This is a genomic window from Butyrivibrio sp. AE3006 (assembly GCF_000424165.1).
Lineage (GTDB): Bacteria > Bacillota > Clostridia > Lachnospirales > Lachnospiraceae > Butyrivibrio.
On record NZ_KE384144.1, the window covers coordinates 1 to 12783 of the forward strand.

Consider the following 12783-nt stretch of genomic DNA (forward strand, 5'->3'; position numbering starts at 1 on the left):
GGCTGTTCGCCCATTAAAGCGGTACGCGAGCTGGGTTCAGAACGTCGTGAGACAGTTCGGTCCCTATCCGGCGCGGGCGTAGGATATCTGAGAGGAGCTGTCCTTAGTACGAGAGGACCGGGATGGACGGACCGCTGGTGTATCAGCTGCATCGCCAGATGCATAAGGCTGGGTAGCCAAGTCCGGAAGGGATAAACGCTGAAGGCATCTAAGCGTGAAGCCCCCCTCAAGATGAGATATCCCTCCATTATGGAGTAAGACCCCTTAGAGACTATGAGGTAGATAGGCACAAGGTGTAAGCATGGTAACATGTTCAGCTGATGTGTACTAATAGGTCGAGGGCTTGTCCAAAAAGAAAAAAAAAAAAAAGATTTGGAATAAGATGGAATAATTCAGTGTTCGGTTTTGAAGGTACGGATTTTATAATAAGCAAATCCTCCCTTGGGATTGCTTTGCATTCCTCAATAGCTCAGTCGGTAGAGCATTCGGCTGTTAACCGAAGTGTCGTAGGTTCGAGTCCTACTTGGGGAGTTTGGGGTCTTAGCTCAGCTGGGAGAGCATCTGCCTTACAAGCAGAGGGTCACAGGTTCGAGCCCTGTAGGCCCCACTTATTTTATACTGCGAAGCAGTATGAACACGGCTCCGTGGTCAAGTGGTTAAGACATCGCCCTTTCACGGCGGTAACACGAGTTCGAGCCTCGTCGGAGTCATCTTTTGGAGCTTTAGCTCAGTTGGTTAGAGCAACCGGCTCATAACCGGTCGGTCCTGGGTTCGAGTCCCCGAAGCTCCACTATAGAAAGCCGCTAATGTAAGCGGCTTTTTGCAAATAAGCCGGCGTGGCGGAACTGGCAGACGCCCGGGACTTAAAATCCCGTGGGTAGCGATACCCGTACCGGTTCGATCCCGGTCGCCGGCATGAAGAGAGAAGCAGAGATGCTTCTCTTTTTTTTGTAGTATCGGTAAGGTATAATAGTGCTAACAATTGAAGCTTTAAGTGAGGTGTAGGCTTTATGGGTGAAATTAAGGAAAAAAATGAGTTAGACTATACTTGTGGTATTTCTGATGATGAACTCACACAGAGATTTATAGAGTCAGTTCGTATAGATGAAGAGATAAGAAAGATAAAAGGACTTCCTACATCGGGATATGATGCTGATCTTAAAAAGGCATATCTGTTGTATCCAGATGGGAGGAAAGAGTATGTCTGATCAAGAGAAAATAATGCTTCCAGAAGTTATGGTTTTTGCAGGGCCGAACGGAAGTGGTAAGTCCACGATTACCAGAATGGCTAAGACTATAGGCATATACATAAATGCTGATGATATCAAGAGGTCAAGTTTATGCAGTGATATGGAAGCTGCTGTTAAAGCTGAAGAACTAAGAGAAAAAGCTCTTTCGGATAAAATAAGATCTAGATATGAAAAAGCTTTGGAAATAATTCCGCAACTTGTACAGATTTGTGACATCTTACATGTTTACGATAACTCAGACGAACCATTTAGAATATTTAAGAAGCGAAAAGATATCTATTTTCGTTGGGAAAATGATTTTTGGAATGCGGATGCAATTGAGAAGTTAACAGGAATTGACACATATTCAGAATATAAAAAGATTTGACAGAATTAAGGAAATGAGAGAGGCGTATAGTGCACGCTTCTCTTTTTTGTATAGAAAATAAAGGATTCGTTTTCATATAGATTCAGTGAAAGTTGGGCTATTATCTGTGTGGGTAAGGACTTTTTTTGTGTTACATGGTAGGCTTAATAATATAAGTGGGATGTTTTCATAAGGGTTACTGTGTAGATGTACGCACTACTGAAAGGGGTGAATCGATATGAATAAGGAATGGTCAGAAAAAAACAAGAAAATGCAATCTTTGATTGGAAGGAAAGAGAGCTTTGATGATGGTATTATCGCACTGCTTGAGCTAAGAGAAGAACTCTTTGGTCAGATAACATCTATAGTGAATACATACCCGAAAGAAGCCTTTTACCTGATGCCTTTTGCCGGAGCGAAGGGCTATCACAGCAAGACTATGGGGTATTCCATGTGGCATATATTCCGGATTGAGGATATTGTGGCACATACACTGATCCGTCAGGACAGTCAAATCCTCTTTACGGATGATTGGCTTCGCAGGATAAACAGTCCTATCCTTACCACAGGCAATGAACTGAAGGGAGAGGATATCGCGGAGTTTTCAGCAAAACTCGATGTGAGAGCTTTGTTTGATTATTGCAGGGCAGTGATGGATTCAACAAATGAGCTGCTTAAAGATCTGCAATATAAAGACCTAAAGAGGAAGTTTACTGATGATGACAGGGAAAGGGTTATCGAAACCAGAACGGTTAGTAAGGATGAAGATGCATTCTGGCTGATCGATTATTGGTGCGGAAAGGATATTAAAGGACTGATTCAGATGCCTTTTTCCAGACACTGGATCATGCACATCGAAGCAATGTACCGGATTAAGAACAAGATAAGGGTAAGTTGAGGGGAGAGCTTATGAAAATTCTGGTTGTTGGTGGGACAAGGTATTTTGGGATTCCTATGGTAAATGCTCTGCTGGCAAAAGGTCATGACGTGACCATTGCTACAAGAGGAAATGCGAAGGTGGATTTTGATGGTGAAGTAAGCTATGTGATTTTCGACCGGACGGATTCAGCGAGTGTCAAAAGAGCTTTGGACAACAAAAAGTATGATGTGATTATTGATAAGATTGCCTACAGTTCTAATGATGTAAAGGCTCTTTTGGAAAATGTTAGTTGTGAAAGATACATTCAGATGTCTACCTGCTCTGTTTACCACGAGGATCATGCAAATATAAGTGAAGATGAGTTTGTAGCAAGTGAATATCCCCTAGAGTGGATGGGAAGAATCACAGATTACGCAAAGACTAAACGCAATGCAGAAAGAGCGGTTCTGGAATATATGGATTCATCTGTCTGTACTTTTGTGCGTTATCCGGTTGTGCTTGGAGAAAATGATTATACAGGAAGGCTACGTTTTTATATTGAACATATAAATAATGAGAAGCCTATGTTTGTGGATGATCTTAATGAAGCCATGTCTTTCATACATGAGAAGGAAGCCGGTGAATTTCTTGCGTATTTAGCAGACCATCCACTTAGTGGCGCTGTTAATGGCTGTTCCAACGGGACTATAAACATTTCTGATATAATCAGCTATACAGAAGAGAAGCTGGGAAAAAAAGCAATCCTTGATGAGAATGGTGATGCTGCACCATTTAATGGATTAAAGGATACACTGAGCTTTAGCACAGAAAAAGCCAGAGAAGCCGGATATACTTTTTCAGATTTGGAAAGCTGGATATATAAATTGATAGATTTCGAAATTGTGGGATAAAGGGTTTGTTTATGCAATAATCCTTTTTGTACTTCCGATGCATATCCACAACCCGGGACAGATTAAAGGGTGATAAGGAGGGGGGATACCAATGAAAAGAGAGCTTGGAATTGCACGTTGCGGACTGGCATGCTGTCTGTGTTCTGAAAACGTGACCTGTAAAGGATGTAAACGGGATGGATTTATGGAGCTTTCCTGGTGCAAGGATGCTGAGTGGTGCGAGGTTAGAAGGTGCGGAATTGATAAGAATCTGAATGGATGCTATGAATGCGAACCTTTAAATTGTCGTAAAGGCTTATACGCAGAAAAGATTAAGGCGAGGGCGTTTGCAGAGTTTGCCCATAGGTTCGGAGTTGAGGAACTACTGGACTGTCTGGAAAGAAACGAGCAGGCAGGGATTATTTATCATAGGGAAGGAATCATGGGTGACTATGATGACTTTGATGATTTAGAAGAGTTGATAGATTATATAAGGACAGGGAAAAGATGAGAAATGAATTAGCCGGTGGAGAGCTAGGAATATGGTTTATATAGGATGTCATCTGACAGTAACAAACGGATATGAAGCCATGGGGCATCAGATGGTGGATTTTGGAGGAAATACGTTTGCATGGTTTACCAGAAACCCAAGAGGTGGGAAGTCAAAAGATATAGTGCCGTCTGATGTTAATGCTCTTATGGATATTTTAAAGGAAAAGAAATTTGGCAAACTGGTTGCTCATGCCAGTTACACCATGAATTTATGCTCAGCGAATCCGGAGACCAGAGCAAATGGTCTTGATATGTTAGTAAAAGATCTTGAAAAAATGGAGGCGCTACCCGGGCAGTACTATAACTTTCATCCCGGCTCTCATACAGGACAGGGAGCTGATGTTGGTATCAGACAGATTGCTGAGGGGCTAAATAAAGCGCTTTTTTCTGATATGAAGACCACTGTTCTGCTTGAGACAATGGCCGGTAAGGGATCTGAAGTAGGGAGAAGTTTTGAGGAACTAAAAGAAATCATCGATCTGGTGGAATGTAAAGATAAGCTTGGAGTCTGCTTTGATACATGCCACACATGGGATTCTGGCTATGACATAGTAAATGATCTTGATGGAGTGCTTAATGAGTTTGATAGGATCATCGGTCTGGACAGGCTTAAGGCAGTTCATTTCAACGATAGTAAGAATGAGCGCGGCTCACATAAGGACCGTCACGAGAAACTGGGACAGGGAATGATAGGCATGGAAGCCATGAAGCGGTTCGCGATGCATCCGGCATTTGGAGGGCTTCCGTTTATTCTAGAGACACCAAATGATGATGAAGGTTACATTGAGGAAATAGCTACAGTAAATAGCTGGTTTGAATAAGAATCCTGTAGAAAGTAATTATCTATATGAGAAATAATCTTTCCACCGAGGAGTAGATGAGAGTAGTTCATCCGGGAAGGGAATTATGGAAAATATAAGAGCATTGGTAGAACAATGCGGGTTGGGGACAATTGAAGGAGAGATTTCACCGGTGACCGGTGGATTGATGCACAAGATGTATAAAGTGCAGACAACGACCGGTACGTATGCTGTGAAATGTTTGAATCCTGAAATAATGGGTAGACCTGATGCCTTGAAGAATTATTCTGAAGCGGAGAGGTTAGAGCGCATATTAGAGGAAAATGGTATTCCTGTTGTGGCGGCACTATCTTTCGATGATTGTACTTTGAACTCCTTCGATGATAAAAAGATGTTACCTGTAAATGGAAGATATTATTATGTTTTTCCATGGCAGGAAGGAAGCATTACGGATTTTGATGCGATTACCGGGGAGCAGTGCTATAAGGCCGGCGAGATACTTGGTAGAATCCATGCTATTGATGCAAATAATATATCACCAAATGAACCGGTATTAAGTAGTGTTGATTTTGAAGCATTACTTGATAGAGCTAAGGCTAAAGATAGTGTAATTGCACCACAGCTTGAAGCAAATTTACAGCTTCTAAAAAATGCACAGGACAAGTTAAACGAAGCAAGAAAAAATCTTCCTGCCATGAGGGCAATCAGCAATGATGATATGGATCCTAAGAATATCATGTGGCATGAGGGAAATCCTCATGTAATCGATCTTGAATGTCTGGGATACAGTAATCCTATATCATCCTGCCTTGATCTGGCTTTGCAATGGTCAGGAACTGTAAACGGTAAATTCGATAAAGATAATCTGAAAGCTTTTTTCAAAGGTTATCTCGATGCTTATGACAACGGATTCAGATCCTATGATGAATTATTTGGAATAGCATATACCTGGATAGAATGGCTTGAATACAACATTAAACGAGCATTAGGTATGGTGAGTGATGATGCGGATGAGATTAGGCTGGGAGAAGTAGAGACTGAAAACACAATAAAAAGAATAAAATACCTCTCATCAATCGAGGATGATATTTGCCTGGTTTTAAAGAATCTTCCTGCACCGGATACAGGCAATCAATGAGTATGTAGGTATTTTGAAACTGTACGACACAATGGATTTGCAGCTGGCGATAAAGAAATAAATGTATAACTGAAGTAGCAAAAACGCAACCTATGATCAATGTATTTTACCTATTCCAGAGAGTACATTGATTGTGGAGGTGATGAATATGATTTTTTCTGAAAAACTGCAATTGATTCGAAAAAGTAAAGGTATGACTCAGGAGGAGCTTGCAGAAAAGCTGGATGTTTCAAGGCAGGCTGTTGCAAAATGGGAGTCCGGTCAGGTGTACCCTGATATAATTAATCTCATTCAGATCAGCAATCTGTTCAATGTTACGGTGGATTATCTGGTTCGTGATCAGGAATGCATGGTAAGTTTTGATACCAAGGAAGAGAGTGACATCAGTAAGCTGATTGATTTTAGACTTGAAGCCAACGTTAATACCTATGCTGCATATATGAATGAGACTACTCCTACAAGATATGATTCCCATGATTTTTCATATAGCAATGGGTCCTATACATATCACGATACTTATGTAGGCGGTGAGCAGTTTGCAGGTGAAGAGGCCATTTGGCTGGATGGGAAAATACAGTATGCCATGAACTATTTGGGGCGGGTTCTGGACGAGCGATTCAGCGGGGACTTTTTGAAGGAATCTCTTAGAAAAGCAGATAGAAATATGCCTTACAGAGGACCAGAATACTATCAATCAGGAGAGTATACCTATAAATGCAGCGTCACTGGGGATTTTCACTGGTTTCAGGGTTATGAGGAGATTTGCTGTAACAATTTAAGAGTATATGAGTGTTATTTTCATGGTGGTTTAATGAAGTAGAACTACGATGTTATATTATCAGCCCCAATATCACACAAATATCACACAGAAAAATCTGTTTTTGTGATAGGATGAAAAGGCAGGATATAGAGGGAAATTTCTGAAATTTATGCGGTATAAATTGTGAATTACACTATATTTGGAGGAGAAGGTATGTTACCGACAGCAGAAGAAGCATTGCAGGAATTAAAAATCGCAGAGGAGCGTAATCCCGGACCCTGGGTTAAGCACTCAATCAATACCGGAATAGCAGCCAGAAATATTGCGGAGAAAATTCCCGGTATGGATTCAGAAAAAGCTTACATTGTGGGACTTTTGCACGATATTGGCAGAAGAGTTAAATTCGGATTTGTTGATATTCCAACCCATGTATATGAAGGTTACAAATACTGCATGGAAAAGGGCTGGGATGAAGCGGCCAGGATATGTATGACTCATTCGTATCTTCATATGAAAGACGAGTTCATAGACTATGAGCCTAAGGCAGAACACGAAAAAGCTATAAAAGAATTTATCATGAATACTGAAGCTGATGACTATGACAGACTCATACAGCTTTGTGATTCTCTTGCCACAGATTATGGCTTTGTTATTTTGGAGAAAAGATTTGTAGACGTCACAAGACGTTATGGAATCATGGAAGATTACATCAAGGGTTGGGAGATAGCCTTTGGTATTAAAGAGGATTTTGAAAAGCAGATGGGATGTTCAATCTATGACGTGCTTCCTGATATAGGAAAGACTACCCTTCTTACGCCAAAACCGTGGAAACCACCGGTTGTTAGTGAAGATAAAGCAAATGCGGAAGAATGTGCATCCTGAAATTCTAAAATAGCATGGAAGAAAAAATGGTAATACATCCTATACCACCGGTCTATGATGAAAATTCAAAGGTACTGATTTTGGGGAGCTTCCCTTCTGTGAAATCAAGGGAAGCCTGCTTTTTCTATGGCCATCCCCAGAATCGTTTTTGGAAGCTGATTGCAGCAATATTCGAAGATGATCAGCCGGAGACAATTGAAGAGAAAAGAGCCTTTTTACTTAGGCATAATATTGCAGTGTGGGACGTTATAAAATCTTGTGATATAACGGGCTCATCGGATGCGAGCATAAAGAATGTTGTTCCCAATGATCTTAGTATTATCCTGGAAACAGCAGATATTAGAAATATATATGTGAATGGCAAAACTGCTTATAAATATTACGAAAAGTACACAAAGCCACTGATAGACAGAGAAGCAGTTTGTCTTCCCTCTACAAGTCCGGCAAATGCTGCTTGGAATATGGAACGACTTAAAAATGAATGGAAAGTTTTGAGGGAATAAATATCAGTACAATTATGGAGGAAAGGTATGTTACCAACAGCGGAAGAGGCATTATAGGAATTAGAATTGACTGGGACTATAAATTCGGGTCCCTGGACTAAACAAAACCATGGAAACCGCCGGTAGCAAAAGAGGATTAAGAAAGTGCATCAAAAGAAAGAAAATAGCGCTGATTAGAAAAGACTATAAAGTATCAGAACGTGGTATTATGTCACATAGGGGAAAACTATAATTATGTTTAAAGATTACTATGAGAGACTACTTTTGCAGCTGTCCAAGGATTATAACTGTACGCCAGAGGACCTTCAGGCGAAGGAGAATATAATTACTGTTTCAAAGCTTAATGAGGGCAGAAGGAGTTACAGCCCCGGTGTACCGTTATTGGAAATGGTGACCCTTGGCGGGAATACGGTTATTATGGCGGACGAGCGCCTACATGAGTTCCTTCGGAATCTGATCAAAGACGTAGAGGGACACAGACTGTTTGAGTTTGAAAACCTAAAGAAAATCGACAATGAGATAAGGCAGTACGGATATCAGATGGCTTCGACACATCATATGTTTTTGCCTTCATGCGATGTCCAGGTTGAAGAAAGATTTCAGGTAAAATGGTTTTACGATGATGAGATTAATGAATTTTATGGAGACTCAAGGTTCCCGAATGCCATAGCATATCCGGCGCCCTGTCCTGTAAGACCTGACAAAATCACAGTCGTTGCCATGGAAGGGGATAAAATTGTAGGAATGGCGGGATGCTCTGAGGATGCACCCGGTTGGCAGCAGGTTGGAATTGATGTTATTCCGGAATATCGCTCAAGGGGAATTGGAACCTATCTGGTGATGCTGCTTAAAAACAAAGTAATTGAAAGGGGCGAAGTGCCTTTTTATGGCACAGCAGCCGCCAATACTCATTCTCAGAATATCGCCATAAATTGCGGCTTCAGGCCCACATGGGTGGAAACAGAAGCTGTGAAGATAGAAGAATGAGACTAAAGAATAAAGTAAATGGAGAAATATTAAAGTGAGCTTTTCATCAATTATCGAGAGTATTGACAGCTTTTTATGGGGATGGCCGTTGATTGTCCTGCTGTTTGGTACTCATCTTTTTATGACCTTTAAGACCGGATTTATTCAGAAGGAAATCTTTAAGGCCATAAAGCTGTCGGTTACAAAGGACCCTGATGTTGAGGGAGATGTATCCCAGTTTGGCGCCCTTACGACAGCACTTTCATCCACAATCGGAACAGGAAATATTATCGGTGTCGGAACAGCTATCGCTCTGGGAGGGCCGGGAGCGGTTCTGTGGATGTGGCTGACAGGTATTTTCGGAATTGCCACCAAGTACGCTGAGACGCTGATCGCTGTAAAATATCGTGTAAAAAGTGAAGATGGTTCAATGCTTGGCGGAGCCATGTACGCCTTAGACAGAGGGCTTAACAAAAAGTGGCTTGGAATTGTCTTTTCCATGCTGGCATCAATCTGTGCTTTTGGTATTGGATGCTCAGTTCAGGCCAATGCCGTTGTGGCTAATGTGAGACAGAACTTTGCAACAGATGAGGCTTCCGGGAAAATTATCACCTATATTACAGCCGCTGTACTTTGTATTGTGGTTGGCCTTGTTATCTTGGGCGGAATAAAGTCCATAACCAGCGTATCTGAAAAACTGGTACCGTTCATGGCCGCATTTTACGTACTTGGTTGTATCATTATTCTTGTGATGAACGCAGGTGTACTTGGAGAAACAGTTGTAACCATAGTGACTTCCGCATTTTCCACAAGGGCAGCAGGAGGCGGATTTATCGGTAGTACTATAACAGCTGCCTGCAGGTACGGATTCGCCAGAGGACTTTTTTCCAATGAGTCCGGTATGGGTTCAGCACCCCTGGTAGCTTCTGCAGCGCAGACAAGAAACCCCAAGAGACAGGCCCTTGTATCCATGACAGGAACCTTCTGGGATACAGTAGTAGTGTGTCTGATGACAGGCCTGGTGCTGGTTTCCAGTATAATAAAGCATCCATCCATAGATGCTCTTAGCGGAAACGGATCGGAACTTACCTCAATGGCATTTTCCATGATACCGGTTATCGGAGCTCCTGTACTTGTGGTAGGGCTTGTGACCTTTGCCTTTTCAACTATTCTTGGGTGGTATTATTATGGTGAGCGCTGTGCAGTTTATCTGTTTGGCGAAAAGGTTATTATTATTTACAAGATTCTTTGGATATTGGGAATCCTTGCAGGTTCTCTTGTAGAACTTAATCTTATATGGAACATCGCGGATCTCTTAAACGGACTGATGGCAATTCCCAACGTTATCGCTGTTTTGCTCCTTACAGGAACTATCGTGGAGGAGACAAAAAAATTCAGCGGAGAACATATAGAGGATAAGGATGATTCAGAAATCCCGGTTATAAAGAATTCAAAAAAGGGAGTTCTGGGCTAAGGAAAGCTGGATTCCGTAAGGAAATCAAGATAGCTTTATAGTACCTTAAATGTTTGATACAATATTGGTTAGAGGTATCAGATATGAGAATACTTAGAGGGGTAAAGACGATTTTTGGCTTGCTGAAGGACCTTTGGACCATGAGCCCAAGCGAAAAATCGGATTTTTATAAAAAGAAATGTGAATACTATCAGGGCATAGTTGAGCTTAGTCTGATCGTGGCATGTTTGACTACCATTTGCTTTATTTATTCAGATTACATGATAAATGGATCTGTCTTTCCCACGCTCATTCCCAGGTTATCCATTTTGGCATTTATCGCTGTGTTCTTTATTGTTACGAACATAAACGAAAGTACCAGGGTAATGGTTGTCATGGACTTTTTCCTTGGACATGGAATGGTCATTGCAGCGAGCTGGACAGCATATAATCTTATTGATAACAGCAATTCAATTACGGGAATCATTATAGTAAATCTTCTTTGGATTGTTATTGGATTTGTGTCAACGCCGGAAGATACCATCATAAATGGAATTGTGTTCATCATTGAAATCTTCATCACAAATATGTTTAACCATTACACTAATTATGAAGTAATTCTTTCGCTGGAGATTCCCTGCATAATTGGTATCATGGTTGTTCATTACATTATGACGGCATTTTATCTTGATCATTACAGAGTATCTCAGAAGCTTGAATTATCAATGATTACTGACCCTCTGACTTCCGTATATAACAGACATCTCTTGGAAAAAATTGTTTCCGGAAATGCTTTAAAGTTTATTTCTCCTGATGAGCGTATAGCTGTAGCCATGGTGGATATCGACGATTTTAAGAAAGTCAATGATGAGAATGGTCACTACACCGGTGATTTGACCCTTTTTTATATGGGTAAGAAACTGTCCGGAGAGACTCATAAGGATGACTATGTTATTCGATATGGTGGCGAAGAATTCGTTATAATCCTAAGAAATTGTGACATAAACGATGCATACAAGCGTATGGAACAATTCAGAATTGATGTTGAAAATGCTACAGACAGACCTGTGCCGTTTACAATTTCGGTAGGTATATCAAGCTATAGCGGTGATTATTCCGATACTCTTATGAAAGCAGATGAAGCTCTCTATAAGGCTAAGAATACAGGTAAAAATAAGGTTGTTGTAAATTAGGTATAGATAGACAGAAGGGGAGCGCAAGTAAAGCGCTTCCCTCTTTTATGCCGGTATGTCATGAAATATCTGAAGATGGTATTATGTACATATATAATTTGGCAGGCATCATGATTTGAGATGCATGAAAAGGACAAAAAATAATGGAAGAAAAAGCACACAAGAGAAGAGTTCATTACTCAGGAAAATATCCAAAGAAATTTGAGGAAAAATATAAAGAACAGAACCCTGAAAAATATGCAGACACTGTGGCCCGCGTTATAGCTAAGGGCTCTACCCCGGCGGGGATGCACATATCCATTATGGTAAAGGAGATTCTGGATTTTCTCGATATAAAGCCGGGGCAAAAAGGCCTTGACTGTACCCTTGGATATGGCGGACATACCTCTAAAATGCTGGAAAAGCTGCAGGGAAGCGGATGCATCTACGGCCTTGACGTTGATCCCATTGAATCTAAAAAGACAATTGAAAGGCTTCGGGCAGCAGGCTTTGGAGAGGATGTTTTTCAGTTCAGACTTATAAATTTTGCCAACATAGATGAAGTTTCCAAGGAAGCAGGAAAATTTGATTTCGTTCTTGCGGATCTTGGTGTATCATCAATGCAAATAGATGATCCAAAGAGAGGATTTTCTTATAAAATTGACGGACCCCTTGATCTAAGACTTGATCCTGACCATGGTGAGTCAGCTGCAGAGAGACTTCATAATATTACGAAAGAAGAGTTCATTGGAATGATGATTGAGAATTCCGATGAGCCCTATGCTAAAGAGATCGCAGACAAGGTCTTTATGCTTATGAGTAAAGGAAAGCCCATGGATACCACAACAGAGCTCAGAGAAGCTATAGAGTCCGCATTGTGGAAGGTTCCAAAGGAAGAGAAGGAGCAGGCCATAAAGAAGTCCTGCGCAAGAGTTTTTCAGGCTCTCCGAATAGATGTAAACAGCGAGTTTGAGGTTCTCTATTCGTTCCTTGAAAAGCTTCCCGGAATCCTTAATCCCAGCGGCCGCGTGGCGATCCTTACCTTCCATTCAGGCGAGGACAGGCTTGTGAAAAAATCCTTTAAGGAGCTTAAAAAGCAGGGAATTTACAGCGACGTTTCAAGTGATGTAATCCGTCCTTCCAAGGAGGAGTGCAGACTAAACCCCAGAAGTAAGTCCACCAAAATGAGATGGGCAATAAAACAGAATTAAG

At 41.2% G+C, this 12783-nt stretch carries 14 protein-coding genes, 5 tRNA genes and 1 rRNA gene; all 20 read left to right on the forward strand.

Going from position 1 to position 12783, the window contains the following annotated elements:
- Positions 1–351 (forward strand): 23S ribosomal RNA (locus G603_RS0115720); the annotation flags it as partial.
- 107 nt (positions 352–458) lie between these two features.
- A tRNA-Asn gene (locus G603_RS0115725) sits at positions 459–531 on the forward strand.
- Positions 532–534: 3 nt separating this feature from the next.
- A tRNA-Val gene (locus G603_RS0115730) sits at positions 535–607 on the forward strand.
- A gap of 31 nt (positions 608–638) precedes the next feature.
- Positions 639–710, forward strand: a tRNA-Glu gene (locus G603_RS0115735).
- Between the two features lie 6 nt (positions 711–716).
- A tRNA-Ile gene (locus G603_RS0115740) sits at positions 717–790 on the forward strand.
- 40 nt (positions 791–830) lie between these two features.
- A tRNA-Leu gene (locus G603_RS0115745) sits at positions 831–916 on the forward strand.
- A 94-nt stretch (positions 917–1010) separates the two neighbouring features.
- Complete coding sequence (locus G603_RS0115750; RefSeq protein WP_242834898.1) at positions 1011–1208, forward strand: hypothetical protein; 198 nt, start codon at positions 1011–1013, stop codon at positions 1206–1208.
- Positions 1201–1617 (forward strand): ATP-binding cassette domain-containing protein, encoded by a 417-nt coding sequence (locus tag G603_RS22940; protein ID WP_026670821.1) that lies wholly within the window; start codon positions 1201–1203, stop codon positions 1615–1617. The genes G603_RS0115750 and G603_RS22940 overlap by 8 nt, the downstream gene beginning before the upstream one ends.
- 217 nt (positions 1618–1834) lie before the next feature.
- A complete protein-coding gene (locus G603_RS0115760) occupies positions 1835–2494 on the forward strand; it encodes a phage head-tail adapter protein (protein ID WP_026670822.1) in 660 nt (219 codons plus the stop codon).
- A gap of 11 nt (positions 2495–2505) precedes the next feature.
- Positions 2506–3366 (forward strand): NAD-dependent epimerase/dehydratase family protein, encoded by an 861-nt coding sequence (locus G603_RS0115765; protein ID WP_026670823.1) that lies wholly within the window; start codon positions 2506–2508, stop codon positions 3364–3366.
- A gap of 91 nt (positions 3367–3457) precedes the next feature.
- Positions 3458–3856 (forward strand): DUF3795 domain-containing protein, encoded by a 399-nt coding sequence (locus tag G603_RS0115770; protein ID WP_026525429.1) that lies wholly within the window; start codon positions 3458–3460, stop codon positions 3854–3856.
- Between the two features lie 31 nt (positions 3857–3887).
- Positions 3888–4718 (forward strand): deoxyribonuclease IV, encoded by an 831-nt coding sequence (locus G603_RS0115775; protein WP_026525428.1) that lies wholly within the window; start codon positions 3888–3890, stop codon positions 4716–4718.
- 85 nt (positions 4719–4803) lie between these two features.
- On the forward strand, positions 4804–5835 hold the full coding sequence (locus tag G603_RS0115780) for a phosphotransferase enzyme family protein (RefSeq protein WP_026670824.1): 1032 nt from the start codon (positions 4804–4806) through the stop codon (positions 5833–5835).
- Between the two features lie 148 nt (positions 5836–5983).
- Positions 5984–6655 (forward strand): DUF5680 domain-containing protein, encoded by a 672-nt coding sequence (locus G603_RS0115785; RefSeq protein WP_026670825.1) that lies wholly within the window; start codon positions 5984–5986, stop codon positions 6653–6655.
- A gap of 153 nt (positions 6656–6808) precedes the next feature.
- Positions 6809–7477 (forward strand): HD domain-containing protein, encoded by a 669-nt coding sequence (locus tag G603_RS0115790; RefSeq protein WP_026670826.1) that lies wholly within the window; start codon positions 6809–6811, stop codon positions 7475–7477.
- Between the two features lie 26 nt (positions 7478–7503).
- Positions 7504–7980 (forward strand): DNA-deoxyinosine glycosylase, encoded by a 477-nt coding sequence (locus G603_RS0115795; protein WP_155831072.1) that lies wholly within the window; start codon positions 7504–7506, stop codon positions 7978–7980.
- Positions 7981–8214: 234 nt separating this feature from the next.
- Positions 8215–8967: a GNAT family N-acetyltransferase gene (locus G603_RS0115805; protein WP_026526003.1), complete on the forward strand. Its 753-nt coding sequence runs from the start codon at positions 8215–8217 to the stop codon at positions 8965–8967.
- 28 nt (positions 8968–8995) lie between these two features.
- The gene (locus tag G603_RS0115810; protein ID WP_026526004.1) at positions 8996–10420 is read left to right on the forward strand and encodes an alanine/glycine:cation symporter family protein; all 1425 of its coding nucleotides are present in this window, start codon (positions 8996–8998) and stop codon (positions 10418–10420) included.
- An 83-nt stretch (positions 10421–10503) separates the two neighbouring features.
- Entirely contained in the window at positions 10504–11592 is a 1089-nt protein-coding gene (locus G603_RS0115815) for a GGDEF domain-containing protein (RefSeq protein ID WP_026526005.1), read from the forward strand.
- A 143-nt stretch (positions 11593–11735) separates the two neighbouring features.
- Entirely contained in the window at positions 11736–12782 is a 1047-nt protein-coding gene (rsmH, locus tag G603_RS0115820) for a 16S rRNA (cytosine(1402)-N(4))-methyltransferase RsmH (protein ID WP_051207981.1), read from the forward strand.
- Position 12783 lies beyond the last annotated feature (1 nt).

Coding starts and splice junctions, on each gene's coding strand:
- G603_RS0115750 (WP_242834898.1), top strand. CDS start 1,011: ATGGGTGAAATTAAGGAAAAAAATGAGTTAGACTATACTTGTGGTATT.
- G603_RS22940 (WP_026670821.1), top strand. CDS start 1,201: ATGTCTGATCAAGAGAAAATAATGCTTCCAGAAGTTATGGTTTTTGCA.
- G603_RS0115760 (WP_026670822.1), top strand. CDS start 1,835: ATGAATAAGGAATGGTCAGAAAAAAACAAGAAAATGCAATCTTTGATT.
- G603_RS0115765 (WP_026670823.1), top strand. CDS start 2,506: ATGAAAATTCTGGTTGTTGGTGGGACAAGGTATTTTGGGATTCCTATG.
- G603_RS0115770 (WP_026525429.1), top strand. CDS start 3,458: ATGAAAAGAGAGCTTGGAATTGCACGTTGCGGACTGGCATGCTGTCTG.
- G603_RS0115775 (WP_026525428.1), top strand. CDS start 3,888: ATGGTTTATATAGGATGTCATCTGACAGTAACAAACGGATATGAAGCC.
- G603_RS0115780 (WP_026670824.1), top strand. CDS start 4,804: ATGGAAAATATAAGAGCATTGGTAGAACAATGCGGGTTGGGGACAATT.
- G603_RS0115785 (WP_026670825.1), top strand. CDS start 5,984: ATGATTTTTTCTGAAAAACTGCAATTGATTCGAAAAAGTAAAGGTATG.
- G603_RS0115790 (WP_026670826.1), top strand. CDS start 6,809: ATGTTACCGACAGCAGAAGAAGCATTGCAGGAATTAAAAATCGCAGAG.
- G603_RS0115795 (WP_155831072.1), top strand. CDS start 7,504: ATGGTAATACATCCTATACCACCGGTCTATGATGAAAATTCAAAGGTA.
- G603_RS0115805 (WP_026526003.1), top strand. CDS start 8,215: ATGTTTAAAGATTACTATGAGAGACTACTTTTGCAGCTGTCCAAGGAT.
- G603_RS0115815 (WP_026526005.1), top strand. CDS start 10,504: ATGAGAATACTTAGAGGGGTAAAGACGATTTTTGGCTTGCTGAAGGAC.
- rsmH (WP_051207981.1), top strand. CDS start 11,736: ATGGAAGAAAAAGCACACAAGAGAAGAGTTCATTACTCAGGAAAATAT.